This window comes from Salegentibacter haimaensis (assembly GCF_054121495.1).
Genome location: NZ_JBSYGH010000001.1, coordinates 515,988 through 533,126 on the forward strand (window position 1 = coordinate 515,988; position 17,139 = coordinate 533,126).

Consider the following 17,139-nt stretch of genomic DNA (forward strand, 5'->3'; position numbering starts at 1 on the left):
AAATGGGGTTTCTAAAAATTCAAGGGCGCAAATATAAGAATTAAATATGCAATATTTCAAGCCTAAATCATTAAATAATAATGGAATAAACTTTTATACTTGCAACTCGACAAACAATTCTATGATTTTTTCTAAGATACTGATTAATTGGTATTTAAGCAATAAAAGAAGTCTACCCTGGCGAAAAACCACCGATCCCTACCGCATCTGGCTAAGTGAAATTATGTTGCAGCAAACAAGGGTTGCGCAGGGTTTACCTTATTATGAGCGATTTATAACAGCCTTTCCCGAGGTTCATGATCTCTCGGCCGCGCCCCTGGATGAGGTGCTTAAACTATGGCAGGGCCTGGGGTATTACTCAAGAGCCAGAAATTTACATGCTACCGCTAAATATATAAGTGAAGAGCGCGACGGAGTTTTCCCGGATAGCTTTAAAGAACTGAAGAATTTAAAAGGAGTAGGAGAATACACCGCCGCGGCCATTGCTTCTTTTTGTTTTAAAGAGCCTGTGGCTGTGGTAGACGGAAATGTTTACAGGGTATTGGCCAGATATTTCAATATCGACCTCCCAATAAATTCTACTGAAGGAATTAAGCACTTTAAAGCCCTGGCCAATGAACTTATGCCGGGAGATGACCCTGCAACCTACAACCAGGCCATAATGGAGTTTGGCGCTTTGCAATGCACCCCAAAAAATCCCGATTGTGAAAATTGTCCGCTTAACTCCGGCTGCCTGGCCTTGCAGCAAAATAAAGTTGGAGAATTACCTGTAAAGCTGAAAAAGACAAAGCTGAAAAAGCGCTATTTTAATTATTTGGTATTTGCTTCAGAAGATAACAGCACTCTAATCGAGAAGAGAATAGGGAAAGGAATCTGGGAGGGGCTTTACCAGTTTCCTTTAATTGAAACCAAACAGCCGGTAAGGCTGAAGCAATTAACTTCAGAAGAGAAATTCCGGGAAATAATAGGTGAAAGTTTATTTGACATTGAACTTTATAACGAAGAACCTGTAGTGCATAAACTATCTCACCAGCATATTTATGCGCATTTCTGGATGATTAATATTGCAAATTTGGAAAAGGCCACCCCAATGGCCGATTTAGGAGCCTATCCTGTGCCGGTTTTAATTCAGAATTTTCTGGCTGAAGCAGATTTGGAAAATTACTAGATAGACTTTGTTAATACTTTTCCCGACCGGGAATTTATTCAACAGAATTTTTTTCAGTATTTTAGAATCTTTAAACTTAAATCGCTTTATAAAAAGCATTAAACTCTATAAAAATGGCAGGAACACTAAATAAAGTAATGCTTATTGGGCATACAGGCGATGATGTAAAAATGCATTATTTTGATGGTGGTGGGGTAATTGGTCGTTTTCCGCTGGCTACCAACGAGACTTATACCAATAAAACTTCTGGTGAAAGGGTAACCAATACCGAGTGGCATAATATCGTGGTGCGAAATAAAGCCGCCGAAATTTGCGAGAAATACCTTAAAAAAGGCGATTTGGTGTATATAGAAGGCCGAATTAAAACCCGTAAATGGCAGGATGATCAGGGCAATGAGCGTTATTCGACCGAAATTCAATGTACTGAGTTTACATTTTTGAGCACTTCAGGAAGTGGCAGCCAGCCGCAAGCCGGTGGGCCTGCTCAAAATTCTAATATGCAAAAGCCTCAAAGCCAACCAAAAAATAATAGCTTTGCACAGGAGGAAGATGAAGACGATCTTCCCTTCTAAGTTTAATTAAAACCATAGCATTTGGACCCGGAACCTCCCAGTTTGTTTCTATTTTTTGCTGCTTTAGACTTCACCCAGCTATTTAGCTTTTTGATCTTATTCCTATTATTGCTTTGTTCGGCCCTTATCTCGGGAGCCGAAGTGGCATTCTTTTCTCTAACCCCGGGTGATTTCATTACCGAAGATGGCAAACGAAGCAAAACCCAGGAGCTGGTGGTGCGGCTTCTGGATAAGCCCAAAAAGTTGCTCGCAACTATTCTGGTGGCAAATAATTTCATAAATATTGCCATAGTGCTGTTGTTTCACGATCTCACTACCGATTTCTTCTCGAATATGAGGGTGTATTTCTACGGAATTAGCCTGCAATTTTTGGTGGAAGTAGGAGTAGTGACTTTTCTGATTTTGCTATTCGGGGAAATTCTTCCAAAAGTCTATGCCAGCCGAAATAATGTGAGTTTTTCCAATTTTATGGCGCGTCCGCTCAATTTTTTAGATACCGTTTTCACTCCGCTTAGCGGTCCAATGCGGGCGGTTACTATTTTTATTCACGACAGGTTGGGCAAAAAACGCTCCTATATAAGTATAGATCATATCTCCCAGGCCCTGGAACTTACCAGTGAAGAAGACACCACCCAGGAAGAACAAAAAATTCTAAAAGGTATAGTTTCCTTCGGAAACACCGATACCAAACAGGTTATGCGCCCCAGGATGGATATTTTTGCTCTAAATGAAAACCAATCTTTTGCTGAAATTATTCCGGAGGTGATCGAGAACGGCTACTCCCGAATCCCGGTGTATAAGGAAAATATCGACAAGGTAATTGGAATTTTGTACGTGAAAGACCTGTTGCCTTACCTGGATCAAACCGAATTCGACTGGACCAGTTTGTTGCGGGACCCGTATTTTGTTCCGGAAAATAAAAAACTCGATGATTTGCTAAACGATTTCAAGGAAAAGAAAAATCACCTTGCTATTGTGGTAGATGAATATGGTGGCACCAGCGGACTTATTTCCCTGGAAGATATCATCGAAGAGATTGTTGGAGATATAAGCGATGAATTTGATGATGAAGACCTCGTGTATTCAAAGCTGGATGAAAGCACTTATATTTTTGAGGGGAAAACTCCGTTGAAAGACTTTTATAAGATCATAAAACTCGAAGACCCCACGGTTTTTGAAGAAAAGAAAGGAGAAGCTGAAACATTAGCCGGCTTTTTGCTGGAGATCTCGGGCGGATTTCCGAAGAAAAACGATTCGATATTTCTGGAGCACTATACTTTTACTATCGAAGTAATAGATGATCGCAGAATCAAACAAATTAAGCTAAGCATTGCGGCTCATGAGAATTTGGAGTAGGATACTATTTTTTATGTTTTTGTCCGCAATTTTTACCGGTTGCGAAGATGAGGTGCAGCCAAAACCCAAAGCTTTTCTTGCCTTAGAATATCCGCTGGCAAATTATGAAGTAACCCGGCTTAATTGCCCTTTCGAATTCGAGAAAAATCGATTTGCAAACCTGGAACCTTCAAGGAACAACAGGCCCTGTTGGTTAAATTTGGAGTACCCTGCTATGAATGCGGTGATTTTTTTAACCTACCAGCCGGTTCATAATAATTTGGACAGTTTGCTGCGGGATGCTCAAAAATTGCCATTGCAGCATACCATAAAAGCCGATGTTATAGAAGGAGATCTGTATACAAACCCTTCCCGCAATACCTACGGAATGTTTTATGAGGTTGACGGGAATGCGGCTTCCCAGGCACAATTTTACCTCACCGATAGCAGCCGTCATTTTATGACCGGATCTATCTATTTTAACCGGAAACCAAATTTCGACTCCATAGTTCCCGCTGCCGATTACCTGAAAAAAGATATCAGGCATTTAATGGAGTCTTTAAGCTGGAAAAATTGATTTTTCTGCGGAAAGGGATTTTAGTCGAACTTTATTTTTCAAATTTGCAGGCAAATACGTTATTATGCCTCCTGCTAAAATAAAATGGCTGTATCTGCTTATTCTTTCCCTGGTTTGGGGAAGTTCCTTTATTCTCATCAAAAAAGGTTTGGTGGGATTAACGGCCATCGAAGTAGGCTCCTTCCGAATAATCTTCGCAGCGGTTTTTCTAATTCTTATTGGGTTTAAATCTATTGCACGGCTAAGCAAGAGACAATGGAAATGGATGCTGGTGGCAGGCTTTTTGGGTAATTTTTTTCCTGTTTATCTTTTCTCTTTTGCAGAAACCGAGATAGACAGCGCAGTGGCTTCTATACTAAATGCCACTACCCCTATCATGACGCTGATTTTTGGTGTCATCTTATTCAGAGCGGTGATGAATCTAAACAAGGTTTTGGGAGTGGCTATAGGGCTCCTGGGAACTGTGGGTCTCATCTTTAGCGGTGCCAGTATAAACCCCGATCAAAATTACCTCTATTCACTCCTGGTAATTGCCGCGGCCTGTTGTTATGCCTTAAATGTGAATTTTTTAAAATCCTATATGAGCGATATTAATCCTTTAGGGATCGCAGCGGGCAGTTTTACGGTATTGTTGTTGCCGGCACTTGGAATTTTATATTTTTCAGGCTTTTTTGAAAAAGATTTCGAAGTGGCAGCATTGCAAACTTCGATTGGCTTCGTTGCGATTTTGGGAGTTATAGGCACTGCTGTGGCGATGATCATTTTCAATAAGCTAGTGCAGATTTCAGATCCTGTGTTTACCACTTCGGTAACCTATACCATCCCGATAGTTGCGCTGGGATGGGGAATTTTAGATGGAGAGGTCTTTAGTGCCTGGCAATTGCTTTCGGCAGGGGTTATCCTGGCCGGCGTATTTATCGTGAACCGCTCGAGGAGGGTTTTTAGTAAATTTAGAAAGCAGGCGACTTGATAGTTAAAAAGGATTATTTCGCTAACTGGTAATTAGTCACTAATACCGAGGCTGAGATATGCAATAAGCTTTCCAATTCTCTAATCATATCTACAGTTAATCTTTTCTTTTTGTTCAATATTTCAGAAACCCTGCTTTTTCCGCCAATTACTCCAACTAGATCTTTTTGTTTCAAATTCATTTCCTCCATTCTAATTTTTATAGCTTCAATGGGGTCTGGAGCTTCAATTGGATAATATTCATTCTCGTAATCTTCAATTAAAATTGCAAGAATTTCAGCTTCGTCACCTTCTGGTGAGTGAGCCGGAGTATCAAAAATAACCTCAAGTCTTTCCAGAGCTTTTTTGTAATCCTGTTTGCTTTTAAGAGGTTTGATATTCATAGCTATAATCTTCTAAATTATGTCTGCGTCTATTTTGTCGTATTCTGTGTGTGTTCCTATAAATCTTATAAACGCCCATTGTCTATCGTAATTGAATTTTACGATTAATCTATAAGAGTTTCCTTTAATATTGAAAACGACTCTGCTGTTTTTTAAAATACTGGCGTTTATAAAAGTTTGCTTAACATCTGCAGGAGAATTCCATTTGGAAGTTTTTGCTGTTTCATACCAGGTTTTCAGATATTGTTCTGAATCGGAATGCTTTTCCCAGAATTCTCTTAAAATCTTTTTAGAAATTATTCTTTTCATTCCTTCTATTCCAGAACAAAGATAATCAAAAGTTCCCTATTTTAGAACTTTTAAATAAGGTCTTGAATGAACTTAATTATGTTCATTTTTTTAAACAAAAAAGCTGCCCTTGCAGGCAGCCTCTTCTAATTAACCTAACATTAATAAACAAGATTATTCTTCGAAGTCGCTTGCTTCAACGCCTTCATTTACCAGGATCTCGGTTACCTCAAACTCGAAAGTTTGCGGGCCCATAGCCTGGCTTATTCCGAAGGGGAATTTAACGCCTTCAACTTCACGGTAGTCATTAAACTCGGTAGGAACAGTCATCGTTTGCCCCATTTGAGAAACTGTGGTTTCCGACTTAAGTTTTAGTCCGCTTTCGGTGTCGTAAAATGCTTTGGTGCTTTCGTTAAGGTTTACCACGTAAGCATCCTTCCCGTTTACCTGCTCGATTCCTTCAATGCTGGCTCCGTTTACTTCCAGTTCCGGAAATGGATTGGCATCTACTTTAGCAGTTTTGATCTGGTCTTCGTTATAAGGGATTTTCTGGCCCTGGGCGATTACAAAGCCGGTTTCTCCATTAAAAACCTGCTTGCTCATCACATTGCCGCCAACGCTTACTTCCTGCACCTGCTTTCCTTCTACAGTACTCTTTCTTTCAAGACTAAGTTGCATTCCCTGCACAGTCGCCTGGGCCTTCATCACTACGCTCTTCACATCTTCAACGGCATCTCTCCCGCCAATTGCTTTGAGGTAATTTTCGAAAATCTGAGAAACATCCATAGAAGCGTCAACCGTCTTTTTAGTTGGTTTTTCTACTTCCTCTCCAAGTTTGTTGTAATATTTCACCGGAATTTTCTTTCCGTTCCATTCGATTTTTTCAAGGTTTTCTCCGATTTCTGAAGCTTTCCCGGCAACCACGATACGTGCCTGGTCTAATTTGAAGTATTCTTTAGCAACACGTTGAACGTCTTCTATAGTAACATCGTTGATCTTCTGAAGGTAGGTTTCATAAAAATCTTCGGGCAGGTTTTCTGTTTCTATATCCAGGGCATATCTGGCTACTGTTGATGGTTGTTCGAGAGAAAGTACAAAGTTTCCTACATATTTGTTTTTTGCATTTTCCAATTCTTGCTGTGAAACTTTTTCATTTCGAATTCTGTGAATTTCATCAAGGAAAGCCATAACAGCGCTATCGGTTACTGCATTACGCACTTCGGCAGTAGCGGTAAAAGCAGCTGCATACTTATCAGATCCCAAAGAAGAATAGGCGCCATAAGTATAACCTTTGTCTTCTCTTAAATTATTGAAAAGTCTTCCATCTTCTCTACCTAAAATTTGATTTGCGATTAAAGCAGGGAAATAATCTGGATTATTCTTCTTTAAATCTACACTATTCATCACAGCGATCTGGCTTTGTACAGCATTAGGCATATCTAAAAGATTAATCTGTATAGTTTCAGCATTTTTAACCTCTGGTAGATTAGTTGCAGGAAGTGATTTGGCGTTCCACACGCTAAAATTCTTTTCAACCAGTTCCTTGGCCTCATCAAAATTTACATCTCCAATTATTGCCAAATATGCATTTTCAGGAACGAAATAAGTATTATAATAATTCTTTACCTCTTCCAGTCCTACGCCTTCAAGGCTCTCCGGGGTGCTAAACTCTCCGTAAGGATGTTCTTTTCCGTAAGTAAGCGCATTTCTAAGACGTCTTGCATTAAAGGCTACATCCTTTTCACTACTTTCAAGATTCTCGATTTGACGTTGTTGTAGTTTTTCGAATTCTTCTTGTGTGAATTCTGGATTTAAGATTCCTTCTGCCATTAACTCTAAGACTCTTGGAAAGAATTTAGATAATGTATTAGCATAGGCACTTCTTGAATTAAAATTAATGTTTGCACCAAGGTAATCTACCTCTTCATTAAAATCGTCTTTTGAGGTATTGGTTGTGCCGGTTCCAAAAAGTCCGCCTGTGAGCATTGAAACCCCAGCCTTTTCTCCCTCTGCGTATGGAGGATTGTCCAGAACAAGCGTCATGTTAACTCTGGGCAGTTTGTTATTCTCTACAATCATTACTTTAAGACCGTTGTCTAAAGTAAATGTTTGCGGTTTCTCAAGATTAATTTTTGGAGCCGGTCCAGCTTCTGGGGGCGTACTGCGATCTATTTGTGCAAATGCTGAAAAAGCAAGAAACAGAACAGCGTTTATTGTAAGTATATATTTTTTCATTGTAATTTCTTTAGAATTATTATTCAACATCATCCTTTTTTGGAAGATAATAAATCTCGGCTCTTTGATTTTCTTTTAGATAATCATTGGCTACTCTCTTGATGTCTTCCGGAGTAATCGATTTATAAATTTCTAGTTGTTCATTTATTAAATCTGTATCTCCGTGTAGTACTTTGTATGTCGCCAGAGATTCTGCTATACCTGAAACACTGCTATTTGCGTTTACAAATCTGTTTTCAAACGTGTTCTGAAGTTTTTGGAATTCCCTGTCGGAAATGGTTTCGTTTTGAAGTTTTATTATCTCCTCATCAATTTCCTCTTTTAAGGTGTCTAGAGTTGTATCCCCTTGTGGTAAACTTAAGATTGCATAGGCCCCATAATCTTCAAAAGCAAGATTGATAGCAGAAGCTTGTAATGCCTGCTTTTGTTCGTCTACTAGCTTTTTGTAAAGTCTTGAAGATTTTCCCTGTGAAAGAATGGTAGAAACCATATCCAATACCTGAGCATCTTTTTCAGACATACCCGGAGTTCTCCAAGCCAAAACAAACATTGGAAGCTGGATGTTTGGGTCGTAAAAAGTATCTTTTACCGTAGTAGTGATTGGCTCTTCTTCTATCTTGGTTCTGCTTACCTGGTTTCCTGACGGGATAGGTCCAAAATAATCCTCGATAAGTTTTTTTGTTTTTTCTAAATCTATATCGCCCGCAACTACCAGAGTAGCATTATTGGGAGCGTAGTATTCATCGAAATATTCATTGAATTCTTCGAGGGTTGCAGCATCCAAATCTTCCATATAACCAATATTGGGGTCTTTATATGGATGTTTTGAAAAAAGATTAGCTTGAATTACCTGCAGGAGATTTCCATAAGGTCTGTTGTCGTAGCTTCTCCTTCTTTCTTCTTTTACCACCTCATTTTGAGTTTTTACTCCTTTTTCGCCAATAACGGGATGAAGCATTCTTTCAGATTCCAGCCAAAGTCCTAATTCCAATTTATTAGATGGGAAAGTCTCATAATAATAGGTTCGGTCTAGAGAGGTGGTCGCATTAAAAGAGCCGCCATTGGAATTGATTATAGACATAAACTCACCTTCTCCTATATTTTTAGTTCCTTCAAATAGCAAATGTTCAAAAAAGTGAGCGAAACCTGTTTTGTTATTTTTTAGGTCTTTTCCTCCAACATGGTACATTACTGAAGTAGATACTACTGGGGCTGTTTTATCCTGGTGCAGGATAACGTGCAGGCCATTGTCCAGGTCGTACTCGGTAAAATCGACTTGTTGGGCAAAACCTGCTGCGCTCAAAAACAGAGCACAAGCTGAAAGTTTTAATTTGTTAATCATGCTTTTAAAAATCGGTTTGTTATTAATGTTTGTAATATAGGTGTGCTTTATTATTAAATTGTTACAACAATTTAAAATTTGTTTCATAAAAATTAGTTCGAACTGGCTTTAGCCCAAAATTAACAAGGCCTTAAGGCAGATACTGCGGGTTTTTTAAGAAATTTACTTTCATAAAACCAACTATATCATGATGAAACATTTGAGCATTCCTATTAAATACGGACTTGCTATAGCCGCAGGGCTGGTAGCCTATTTTTTAATTCTTTCTCTTTTCCAATTACACGTAAATCCCATTTTCAGTCTTTTTAACGGGGTTATTATGGCCTACGGGATGTGGGAGGCAATTAAGCATTACCAGTTGGCTGCTGGCAATAAATTTAAATATCAAAAAGGTTTTATGACCGGCCTAATCACCGGATTTAACTCCACCGTTATCTTCACGATTTTCTTCGCGGTATATGCCACCGAATTAAATCCCGATTTTATCGATAGACTACTTACTTTCTGGATCACCGATTATAGTGTGAATATTGGGATTATCCTTTTCGTGGTTGCTGTTATGGGATTTGCAACCACCTTTGTGCTAACCCTAACCTTTATGCAGCTTTTCAAGGATTCCTGGAACACCAAGGAAGGAAAACGACACACGCTTTAAAAAATAATAAAGGCTTTGTGAATTAATTAATTAGAAGTATATTTGCACCCGCTTGCCAAAAAGCAGGCACATAGCATATAATTAATTAATCACAACACTATGTACGCAATTGTAGAGATAGCAGGGCAGCAATTTAAAGTTGCAAAAGACCAGAAGGTGTTTGTAAACCGTTTAGCGGGAGAAGAAGGAGACAGTGTTTCTTTCGATAAAGTTCTTCTTACCGGCGACGGAGACAACGTAACTCTTGGCGCCCCGGCTATAGATGGAGCTTCTGTAGGAGCTAAAATCACCCGTCACCTTCAAGGTGATAAAGTAATCGTTTTCAAGAAGAAAAGAAGAAAAGGTTACAAAAAGAAAAACGGGCATCGCCAGGCTTTAACCGAGATCGTGATCGAGAGTATTTCGGCTAAAGGTGGAAAAAAGGAAACTTCAGCTAAGAAAGAAGAGCCTAAAAAAGAAGCCAAAACCGATAAGAAATCTGAAGACTTAAGCCAGTACACAGTGGCCGAGTTGAAAGAGATGGCTAAAGAGAGAGGTCTTGAAGGATATTCTTCAATGAAAAAGGCCGAGCTTATTGAAGCCTTAAGTTAATTTATAAACTACTTAAAACCTAAAATAAGATGGCACATAAAAAAGGAGTTGGTAGTTCCAAGAACGGTAGAGAATCAGAATCGAAACGCCTTGGCGTAAAGATATTTGGTGGTCAGGCTGCTGTTGCAGGAAACATCATCGTAAGACAAAGAGGTACTGCGCACAGACCAGGTGAGAATGTGTATGCAGGAAAAGACCATACTTTACATGCCAAAATCGATGGCATCGTAAAATTTGCTAAAAAGAAAGATGATAAATCTTATGTTTCTGTAGTTCCTTTCGAGGCCTAAGAGAAACTCTTTAGTAGATAAGTTAAGCCCTTTCGTTCTTCGGAAGGGCTTTTTTCGTATTTTAGGATGGCTGTTAATTCTCAAATTATGGAGTTTACTACTATCTACAACCCTGTTAACCGTAAGGAATTAATTCTGGTTCGCAACATCCTTGAATTTGAGGATATAAAATTTAAGGTACTCGAAGAGCAGGGCCCAGCCAATGTGCCCAGGTTAAGTTTGCAGGTGCCCAAAGATGACTATGAGGAAGCCCGCGAACTGCTGCAGAATAATGGTTACCTGGTAGATCCCAACGAAGAAGAGGCGCTGCCTAAAAAGAAAAAGATAAGTAAAGCTATGATCATCATCCTGGCTTTTCTGGCGGTTATCGTGGCCATTATCTTCTTTGTGTGGTTTATGATTCCTTCATAAAAAAAACCCTTCTGAATTTTACTTCAGAAGGGTTTTTTAAACAGTCGATTTCCACAGTAACCTATGCTGAGCATAGTCGGGATGCGGAAATGTTTGTATTAATATCTATAATATTCAGGCTTAAAAGGGCCCTCTACTTCAACTCCTATATATTGAGCCTGGTCTGGTCTTAGTTCGGTAAGTTCCACTCCAATGCGCTCCAGGTGAAGCTTAGCTACCTTCTCGTCTAAATGCTTCGGAAGCATATACACCTCATTTTTATAATTATCGGCATTTTTCCAAAGTTCGATTTGCGCCAGGGTTTGGTTGGTGAATGAATTACTCATCACAAAGCTTGGATGCCCGGTGGCACAACCAAGGTTTACCAAACGACCTTCGGCTAAAAGAATAATATCCTTCCCGTTAATAGTGTACTTATCAACCTGAGGTTTGATGGTATCCTTGGTGTTTCCGTGGTTGTTATTTAACCAGGCTACATCTATCTCGTTGTCGAAATGACCAATATTACAAACTATGGTTTTGTCTTTCATCGCTTCGAAATGTTCGCCCCGAACGATGTCTTTGTTTCCGGTCGTGGTGATCACGATATCGGCTTTGCCAACAACTGTTTCGAGTTTTTTCACTTCAAAACCATCCATTGCGGCCTGCAGGGCACAAATAGGGTCGATTTCAGTAACCGTTACGATTGCTCCGGTTCCTTTAAAGGAAGCAGCAGTACCTTTCCCCACGTCGCCATAGCCACAAACCACTACGCGTTTTCCGGCAAGCATAATATCTGTAGCGCGGCGAATCGCATCAACAGCGCTCTCACGACATCCATATTTGTTATCGAACTTAGATTTGGTAACCGAATCATTTACATTAATGGCCGGCATAACCAGGGTTCCGTTTTTCATTCTCTCGTAAAGACGATGTACCCCAGTAGTGGTTTCTTCTGAAAGTCCGCGGATGCCTTTGGCAAGTTCGGGATACTTATCGAAAACCATATTGGTGAGATCTCCACCATCGTCGAGAATCATATTAAGCGGCTCTCTTTCCTCTCCAAAAAACAGGGTTTGTTCGATACACCAGTTAAATTCTTCTTCGGTCATACCTTTCCAGGCATAAACCGGAATTCCGGCAGCGGCAATAGCGGCAGCAGCGTGATCCTGGGTAGAGAATATATTGCAGGAACTCCAGGTAACATCGGCACCAAGAGCCACTAAAGTTTCAATTAAAACTGCGGTTTGAACAGTCATATGAAGGCATCCGGCGATGCGCGCACCTTTTAAAGGCTGTTCCTGGCCATATTCTTCACGAAGTGCCATAAGACCCGGCATTTCCGATTCAGCAAGTTCTATCTCTTTTCGTCCCCAATCTGCCAGGGAAATATCCTTAACTTTATAAGCGGTATAAGGCACTGTTTTAGTCGACATATTATTATATTTGAATATTAGCAATTTTCGTTGGGCAAAAATACATAATATAGAACAATTCTACATGCCGCTTTACAAAACAATAACAATCGACGAACATACTAAAGTCTTCATTTGGAAGGTAGAAGAGCCCTATGAAAATCTTTGTGATGGTATTGAGCTAACACCTCATTGTAAAGAGCGGGTAGAGGGGATGAAATCTGAAATTCATCGTCGCGGCTTTATGAGTATTCGGCATCTTATGGCAGAAGCCGGTTATGTAGATCACGACCTTTATTATGATGAGTTGGGCAAGCCCCACCTTAAAAACGGGAAAAACATCTCTATAACCCATTCCTTCAATTTCACGGCCATTATCCTGAGCAGCGATAAAAAAGTGGGGATAGACATCGAAAAGCAACGGGATAAAATTCTCAGAATCGCCAATAAATTCACTCCGCTAAAAGAATATCATACCCTGGCTAACGAAGAGGCTTTAATTCGAAAACTCACTATCGTATGGGGTGCCAAAGAATCGATCTATAAAATATTTGCTGAACCCGGCCTGGGTTTCCTGCAACACATAAACGTAACCGATTTCGACTTTGATGATGCTCAAACCACTGCGGTGGTTAATTTCAAGCAGGATACTTCCTATTACGAGCTTCATTTTTTAGAATTTGAAGGTTTCACCTGCGTTTATGGCTGGCCTCTAAGTAATAAGCCCAAGACTATAGCCTGATGAGGAATTTTTATTCGGAAATTTTTCAGAATGCTGAAGCAGGAGAAAAAATGCTGGCCATATTAATTGATCCCGAAAAGTTTGAAGCTGAAAAAGCAGCAGATTTTTTGCGGAAACTTCCGAAGGAAACCACTCATTTATTCGTAGGAGGAAGCACGGTTGATGGCGATCAAACTCAAGTTTGCGTGAATAGCTTAAAGACAAAAACCGGGTTGCCTATCATTCTTTTTCCCGGTAATCATAACCAAATATGCGAGGAGGCCGATGCTTTGCTATTTCTGAGTTTACTTTCGGGCAGAAACCCGGAATACCTGATAGGTCAACAGCTGCAGGCGGTAAAAATGTTGAAGAATTCGAAGCTGGAAATTATTCCCACCGGGTATATCCTTATAGACGGCGGGAGAGAATCGGCCGTAGAACGGGTAAGTAAAACCCGGCCCATAGCGCAAAATCAGGTAGAACTAATTGTGGAAACCGCCCTGGCAGCACAATATTTGGGGAAAAAGCTAATTTATCTGGAAGCGGGTAGTGGTGCGGCTTATCCGGTTTCTGAAGAAATTATCTCTGCGGTTAAAGAAGCCATAAAACTTCCGCTAATTGTGGGTGGAGGAATACGAAATGAGCAACAAAAGAAACAGGCTTTAAAAGCCGGTGCCGATATGCTGGTGATGGGCACTTACTTTGAAAAGAATAATGCGAACGCAGAATACTGCATTGAAAGCTCTAAATTTGAATAAACTTTAGAAGATGGATATTTCAGTAGAATTAACGCTTTCTCCCTTGCAGGATGATTTTGAGCCAGCCATTAAAAAATTTATCAAAAAACTGCGTGCCTCAGGATTAGAGGTTAAGGAAAATCCACTTTCAACCCAGGTATATGGAGATTATGCGGAGGTTATGGCTGTGCTTAATTCAGAAATAAAAACCGCATTTGAGGCTATAGATCGGGGGTTGATCTATATGAAAATTGTGAAAACTGATCGTAGCGACTATGCAGCCGATTTTTGATTACTTCTTTGATCAGTATTCCAGCTATCCGACCTTATTTATAATCCTCGAAATCATTGCGGTAATCTTCGGGTTTTTGTCGGTTTGGTATTCCAAGCAAAATAATATTCTGGTGTATCCTACCGGCATAGTTAGCACGCTTATTTTCGTGTACCTGCTATGGCAGTGGCAGCTTTTGGGTGATATGATGATTAATGCTTATTATTTCTCGATGAGCATCTATGGCTGGTATGTTTGGACCCGAAAAGTAGATCCCGATCATTTTACACCAATTACCAATACCAGCAGGAAGGAAAACTGGTGGAGTTTGATTATATTTTGTCTCACCCTGTTGTTTGTTTTTGCCGTTTATGAAGCCTTTGACAAGTGGGATAACTGGACAGCATACGTCGACACTTTTACCACGGCGATATTCTTTGTGGGAATGTGGCAAATGGCAAAAAGGAAAATTGAAAACTGGATATTTTGGATTATTGGAGATATAATTTCGGTGCCCCTATACCTTTACAAAGGCCTGGCCTTTACCGCACTGCAGTATTTCGTTTTTACAATAATCGCATTTTACGGATATAGAGCATGGAAAAAACACTTGCGCAACGACCTTCGTCCCTCTTAAAGTTTGTGATGTTTGGTCCCGAATCTACGGGAAAAACCACTTTAGCCCAAATGCTGGCCCAACATTACAACACGCAATGGGTACCTGAATATATGCGCGAATATCTTCAGAAGAAATGGGATGAAGAAAAGGAGGTGTGTAAACCTGAAGATATAATTCCCATCGCTCAGGGTCAAATGAATCTGGAAAACAGGCTTTCAGAAAAAGCTGAGAAGCTGCTGTTTTGCGATACCGATCTTTTGGAGCTAAAGGTCTATTCTGAAGCTTATTACGAGGGTTTTTGTGAGCCGCAACTTCTTAAACATGCGTTAAACAACCCATACGATCTCTACTTTTTAATGTATATTGACACTCCCTGGACTCCCGACGATCTTCGGGACAAACCCAATGACCGTATCGGGATGTTCAATAGGTTTGAGAAGGCATTGATAGATGCCGGCAAACCCTATGTTATTTTAAAAGGTAGTCTTGAACAACGCTTTCAAACTGCCGTGAAAAAAATTGATGAACTATTAAAAAAAGAGTAAATCGTGGGATTTAGCGAAGTTGATATTTTACAAATAGAAGAAAGAGGATTAAACACTAAGGAAGTTGAGCGTCAACTGGCCATTTTTGAAAGAGGAAATATAAAAGTAGATATTCAGGAAGCCGCCACCCCCGGGCAGGGAATTTTTGTCTTTTCTGAAGAAGAACGCCTCAATTACATTCGAAAGTTTGAAAATGAGAAGTCGGGTTATAAGCTATTAAAATTTGTGCCCGCTTCTGGTGCTGCTACCAGAATGTTTAAAAGCTTGCATAAGCTGGTCGATGAATATAACCCGGGCGATAATGACCTAAGAAGTTACCTGGATGAAAAAGGAGATGAATCCCTGCAAAAGTTTTTTGTCGACCTGGAGAAACTTCCATTTTACCAGGAAGCTTTAGAGCTGGCAAAAAAAAATAATTCAGATTTTGACGATAAATCTAAAGACGAGCAACACCTGTTGCTGGTAAAAACCATTTTATACAAAGATGGGTTGGGCCTTAGCGACTTGCCAAAAGGCCTGGTGCCTTTTCATAAATACGAAGATCGCACCGTAACCGCCTTTGAAGAGCATTTGTACGGGGCAGCGAAATATTTAACGGTAAACGGAAAAGCCCATTTGCATTTTACGGTTTCAGAAGCAGACAAAGAAAAATTCGAAAAAGAATTTGAGCGTGTCAAAACCAGAGTCGGGGAAAAAACCAATACCGAATTTGAAATAAGTTATTCTTTCCAGGACCCGGCAACCGATACTATTGCGGTAGATAAAGACAATGAACCTTTTAGGGATGAAGAAGGGAATTTATTCTTTCGCCCCGGCGGTCACGGAGCGCTGATTGATAATCTTAATAAACAGGAAGCCGGATTGATATTTATTAAAAATATCGATAACGTAGCCGTTGAAAAAAACCTGCAGGAAGTAGCCGAGGCTAAAAAAATGTTGGGAGGGAAGTTAATCGACCTTCAACAGCAAATTTTTGGTTTTATGAAAGACCTGGAAGACGGGAATCGTTCTGAAGCAAAATTGGATGAAATTGCCTCGTTTTTGAAAGATGAATTACTGGTGTCAATCACCACTTCCTTTAACAAGTTTACCGGAGAGGAGAAAACCCAGTACCTATGCAGAAAATTGGACAAACCATTACGGGTTTGCGGGATGGTGAAAAATGAAGGAGAACCCGGCGGCGGGCCTTTTCTGGTAAAGGATGAAAGCGGTGAAATTTCGTTGCAAATCATCGAATCGGCTCAAATCGATAAGGATAATATTGAGCAGGTAAAGATCCTTAATAATTCAACACATTTTAATCCGGTAGATATTGCCTGTGGTATTTATAATCATAAAGGTGAAAAATACGATATATCTGAATTTGTTGATGAATCTATGAGTTTCATTGCTCACAAAACCAAAGATGGTAAAGATCTAAAGGCGCTGGAACGGCCCGGATTGTGGAATGGGGGGATGGCGCATTGGAATACCGTTTTTGTGGAAGTGCCGGTTGAGACTTTTAATCCTGTCAAAACCGTCGCCGACCTTTTAAAAACCAGCCATCAGCAGGGTTAGTGGAGCCAGAGGTTATCATAAAGGAATTCAATTTTAAAGCGGTGCGCAGTTCGGGTGCCGGAGGGCAACATGTGAATAAGACTTCCAGCAAGGTTGAACTTTATTTTCATATCGAAAATTCCAAAGGGCTTTCAGAAGAAGAAAAATCACGCCTTGCTAAAAAGCTTGAAAACCGCATTACTACCTCTGGTGAAATTATCTTAAGCAGCGAGCTTTCCCGCAGTCAGCATAAGAATAAAGAAGACGTTCAGAAGAAATTCTTTGAATTAATTGAAGAGGCGTTAAAAAAGCCGAAGCCCAGAAAGAAGACCGGGGTATCCCGTGCCTCCAAATTAAAACGCCTTCGAAATAAAAAATTGAACGCAGAGAAAAAAGCCAATCGCCAAAACCCATTAAAGTAGTGTGTAGTTTTTCTACACTAGTGTGGAGCGGATCGGGGAAACTGGGGTGCTTTCTTAATTTTTTTATGATTCGTTTTT

Annotated in this window: 21 protein-coding genes; 16 read left to right on the forward strand and 5 right to left on the reverse strand. The window is 40.0% G+C overall.

Annotation, left to right across the window (positions count from 1 at the left end; genetic code table 11):
• The first annotated feature begins 121 nt into the window (after positions 1 to 121).
• The 5 genes from mutY (at position 122) to ACW6QP_RS02465 (ending at position 4,622) form a co-directional block, all read left to right on the forward strand.
• Complete coding sequence (gene mutY, locus ACW6QP_RS02445; protein WP_457909242.1) at positions 122 to 1,168, forward strand: A/G-specific adenine glycosylase; 1,047 nt, start codon at positions 122 to 124, stop codon at positions 1,166 to 1,168.
• A 113-nt stretch (positions 1,169 to 1,281) separates the two neighbouring features.
• The gene (locus tag ACW6QP_RS02450) at positions 1,282 to 1,740 is read left to right on the forward strand and encodes a single-stranded DNA-binding protein (RefSeq protein WP_457909243.1); all 459 of its coding nucleotides are present in this window, start codon (positions 1,282 to 1,284) and stop codon (positions 1,738 to 1,740) included.
• A gap of 21 nt (positions 1,741 to 1,761) precedes the next feature.
• Positions 1,762 to 3,096: a gliding motility-associated protein GldE gene (locus ACW6QP_RS02455; RefSeq protein WP_457909244.1), complete on the forward strand. Its 1,335-nt coding sequence runs from the start codon at positions 1,762 to 1,764 to the stop codon at positions 3,094 to 3,096.
• A 13-nt stretch (positions 3,097 to 3,109) separates the two neighbouring features.
• Complete coding sequence (gene gldD, locus ACW6QP_RS02460) at positions 3,110 to 3,652, forward strand: gliding motility lipoprotein GldD (protein WP_457909245.1); 543 nt, start codon at positions 3,110 to 3,112, stop codon at positions 3,650 to 3,652.
• Positions 3,653 to 3,716: 64 nt separating this feature from the next.
• Positions 3,717 to 4,622: a DMT family transporter gene (locus ACW6QP_RS02465; RefSeq protein WP_457909246.1), complete on the forward strand. Its 906-nt coding sequence runs from the start codon at positions 3,717 to 3,719 to the stop codon at positions 4,620 to 4,622.
• Between the two features lie 13 nt (positions 4,623 to 4,635).
• On the opposite strand, the gene ACW6QP_RS02470 is transcribed toward ACW6QP_RS02465, so the two are convergent.
• The 4 genes from ACW6QP_RS02470 to ACW6QP_RS02485 form a co-directional block, all read right to left on the reverse strand.
• On the reverse strand, positions 4,636 to 5,004 hold the full coding sequence (locus tag ACW6QP_RS02470; RefSeq protein WP_457909247.1) for a helix-turn-helix domain-containing protein: 369 nt from the start codon (positions 5,002 to 5,004) through the stop codon (positions 4,636 to 4,638).
• Positions 5,005 to 5,016: 12 nt separating this feature from the next.
• Positions 5,017 to 5,313: a type II toxin-antitoxin system HigB family toxin gene (locus tag ACW6QP_RS02475; protein WP_457909248.1), complete on the reverse strand. Its 297-nt coding sequence runs from the start codon at positions 5,311 to 5,313 to the stop codon at positions 5,017 to 5,019.
• Between the two features lie 153 nt (positions 5,314 to 5,466).
• Positions 5,467 to 7,527 carry a M16 family metallopeptidase gene (locus ACW6QP_RS02480; RefSeq protein WP_457909249.1) on the reverse strand — a complete coding sequence of 687 codons (2,061 nt, stop codon included), beginning with the start codon at positions 7,525 to 7,527 and terminating at the stop codon, positions 5,467 to 5,469.
• A 19-nt stretch (positions 7,528 to 7,546) separates the two neighbouring features.
• Positions 7,547 to 8,869, reverse strand: coding sequence for a M16 family metallopeptidase (locus ACW6QP_RS02485; protein WP_457909250.1), 1,323 nt, complete (start codon positions 8,867 to 8,869; stop codon positions 7,547 to 7,549).
• 190 nt (positions 8,870 to 9,059) lie between these two features.
• On the opposite strand from ACW6QP_RS02485, the gene ACW6QP_RS02490 reads away from it, so the two are divergent.
• From ACW6QP_RS02490 to ACW6QP_RS02505, 4 genes are all read left to right on the forward strand, one after another.
• Positions 9,060 to 9,524: a DUF4199 domain-containing protein gene (locus tag ACW6QP_RS02490; protein WP_457909418.1), complete on the forward strand. Its 465-nt coding sequence runs from the start codon at positions 9,060 to 9,062 to the stop codon at positions 9,522 to 9,524.
• 99 nt (positions 9,525 to 9,623) lie between these two features.
• The gene (rplU, locus tag ACW6QP_RS02495; protein ID WP_457909251.1) at positions 9,624 to 10,115 is read left to right on the forward strand and encodes a 50S ribosomal protein L21; all 492 of its coding nucleotides are present in this window, start codon (positions 9,624 to 9,626) and stop codon (positions 10,113 to 10,115) included.
• 29 nt (positions 10,116 to 10,144) lie between these two features.
• Entirely contained in the window at positions 10,145 to 10,405 is a 261-nt protein-coding gene (gene rpmA / locus ACW6QP_RS02500) for a 50S ribosomal protein L27 (RefSeq protein WP_457909252.1), read from the forward strand.
• 87 nt (positions 10,406 to 10,492) lie between these two features.
• Positions 10,493 to 10,816, forward strand: coding sequence for a hypothetical protein (locus tag ACW6QP_RS02505; RefSeq protein WP_457909253.1), 324 nt, complete (start codon positions 10,493 to 10,495; stop codon positions 10,814 to 10,816).
• A 98-nt stretch (positions 10,817 to 10,914) separates the two neighbouring features.
• Here ACW6QP_RS02505 and ahcY read toward each other — a convergent pair whose 3' ends face one another.
• Positions 10,915 to 12,231: an adenosylhomocysteinase gene (ahcY, locus tag ACW6QP_RS02510; protein ID WP_457909254.1), complete on the reverse strand. Its 1,317-nt coding sequence runs from the start codon at positions 12,229 to 12,231 to the stop codon at positions 10,915 to 10,917.
• Positions 12,232 to 12,295: 64 nt separating this feature from the next.
• Between ahcY and ACW6QP_RS02515 the strand changes: the two genes are divergently transcribed.
• From ACW6QP_RS02515 to arfB, 7 genes are read left to right on the forward strand one after another with little or no spacing between them, the layout of a single operon-like run.
• Positions 12,296 to 12,952 (forward strand): 4'-phosphopantetheinyl transferase family protein, encoded by a 657-nt coding sequence (locus tag ACW6QP_RS02515; protein ID WP_457909255.1) that lies wholly within the window; start codon positions 12,296 to 12,298, stop codon positions 12,950 to 12,952.
• Entirely contained in the window at positions 12,952 to 13,689 is a 738-nt protein-coding gene (locus ACW6QP_RS02520) for a phosphoglycerol geranylgeranyltransferase (protein ID WP_457909256.1), read from the forward strand. The genes ACW6QP_RS02515 and ACW6QP_RS02520 overlap by 1 nt, the downstream gene beginning before the upstream one ends.
• A gap of 10 nt (positions 13,690 to 13,699) precedes the next feature.
• A complete protein-coding gene (locus ACW6QP_RS02525) occupies positions 13,700 to 13,960 on the forward strand; it encodes a thiamine-binding protein (RefSeq protein ID WP_457909257.1) in 261 nt (86 codons plus the stop codon).
• On the forward strand, positions 13,944 to 14,576 hold the full coding sequence (gene pnuC / locus ACW6QP_RS02530; protein ID WP_457909258.1) for a nicotinamide riboside transporter PnuC: 633 nt from the start codon (positions 13,944 to 13,946) through the stop codon (positions 14,574 to 14,576). Before ACW6QP_RS02525 ends, pnuC begins: the two co-directional genes overlap by 17 nt.
• Positions 14,537 to 15,103, forward strand: a complete 567-nt coding sequence (locus ACW6QP_RS02535; protein WP_457909259.1) for an AAA family ATPase — start codon at positions 14,537 to 14,539, stop codon at positions 15,101 to 15,103. Before pnuC ends, ACW6QP_RS02535 begins: the two co-directional genes overlap by 40 nt.
• A gap of 3 nt (positions 15,104 to 15,106) precedes the next feature.
• Complete coding sequence (locus ACW6QP_RS02540; protein ID WP_457909260.1) at positions 15,107 to 16,660, forward strand: DUF4301 family protein; 1,554 nt, start codon at positions 15,107 to 15,109, stop codon at positions 16,658 to 16,660.
• Positions 16,660 to 17,061 carry an alternative ribosome rescue aminoacyl-tRNA hydrolase ArfB gene (gene arfB / locus ACW6QP_RS02545; RefSeq protein WP_457909261.1) on the forward strand — a complete coding sequence of 134 codons (402 nt, stop codon included), beginning with the start codon at positions 16,660 to 16,662 and terminating at the stop codon, positions 17,059 to 17,061. Before ACW6QP_RS02540 ends, arfB begins: the two co-directional genes overlap by 1 nt.
• Positions 17,062 to 17,139 lie beyond the last annotated feature (78 nt).

Bases quoted from the DNA above. Each gene is read 5' to 3' on its own strand.
- mutY (WP_457909242.1), top strand. From the start codon at position 122: ATGATTTTTTCTAAGATACTGATTAATTGGTATTTAAGCAATAAAAGA.
- ACW6QP_RS02450 (WP_457909243.1), top strand. From the start codon at position 1,282: ATGGCAGGAACACTAAATAAAGTAATGCTTATTGGGCATACAGGCGAT.
- gldD (WP_457909245.1), top strand. From the start codon at position 3,110: ATGTTTTTGTCCGCAATTTTTACCGGTTGCGAAGATGAGGTGCAGCCA.
- ACW6QP_RS02465 (WP_457909246.1), top strand. From the start codon at position 3,717: ATGCCTCCTGCTAAAATAAAATGGCTGTATCTGCTTATTCTTTCCCTG.
- ACW6QP_RS02470 (WP_457909247.1), bottom strand. From the start codon at position 5,004: ATGAATATCAAACCTCTTAAAAGCAAACAGGATTACAAAAAAGCTCTG.
- ACW6QP_RS02475 (WP_457909248.1), bottom strand. From the start codon at position 5,313: ATGAAAAGAATAATTTCTAAAAAGATTTTAAGAGAATTCTGGGAAAAG.
- ACW6QP_RS02480 (WP_457909249.1), bottom strand. From the start codon at position 7,527: ATGAAAAAATATATACTTACAATAAACGCTGTTCTGTTTCTTGCTTTT.
- ACW6QP_RS02485 (WP_457909250.1), bottom strand. From the start codon at position 8,869: ATGATTAACAAATTAAAACTTTCAGCTTGTGCTCTGTTTTTGAGCGCA.
- ACW6QP_RS02490 (WP_457909418.1), top strand. From the start codon at position 9,060: ATGAAACATTTGAGCATTCCTATTAAATACGGACTTGCTATAGCCGCA.
- rplU (WP_457909251.1), top strand. From the start codon at position 9,624: ATGTACGCAATTGTAGAGATAGCAGGGCAGCAATTTAAAGTTGCAAAA.
- rpmA (WP_457909252.1), top strand. From the start codon at position 10,145: ATGGCACATAAAAAAGGAGTTGGTAGTTCCAAGAACGGTAGAGAATCA.
- ACW6QP_RS02505 (WP_457909253.1), top strand. From the start codon at position 10,493: ATGGAGTTTACTACTATCTACAACCCTGTTAACCGTAAGGAATTAATT.
- ahcY (WP_457909254.1), bottom strand. From the start codon at position 12,231: ATGTCGACTAAAACAGTGCCTTATACCGCTTATAAAGTTAAGGATATT.
- ACW6QP_RS02515 (WP_457909255.1), top strand. From the start codon at position 12,296: ATGCCGCTTTACAAAACAATAACAATCGACGAACATACTAAAGTCTTC.
- ACW6QP_RS02520 (WP_457909256.1), top strand. From the start codon at position 12,952: ATGAGGAATTTTTATTCGGAAATTTTTCAGAATGCTGAAGCAGGAGAA.
- ACW6QP_RS02525 (WP_457909257.1), top strand. From the start codon at position 13,700: ATGGATATTTCAGTAGAATTAACGCTTTCTCCCTTGCAGGATGATTTT.
- pnuC (WP_457909258.1), top strand. From the start codon at position 13,944: ATGCAGCCGATTTTTGATTACTTCTTTGATCAGTATTCCAGCTATCCG.
- ACW6QP_RS02535 (WP_457909259.1), top strand. From the start codon at position 14,537: ATGGAAAAAACACTTGCGCAACGACCTTCGTCCCTCTTAAAGTTTGTG.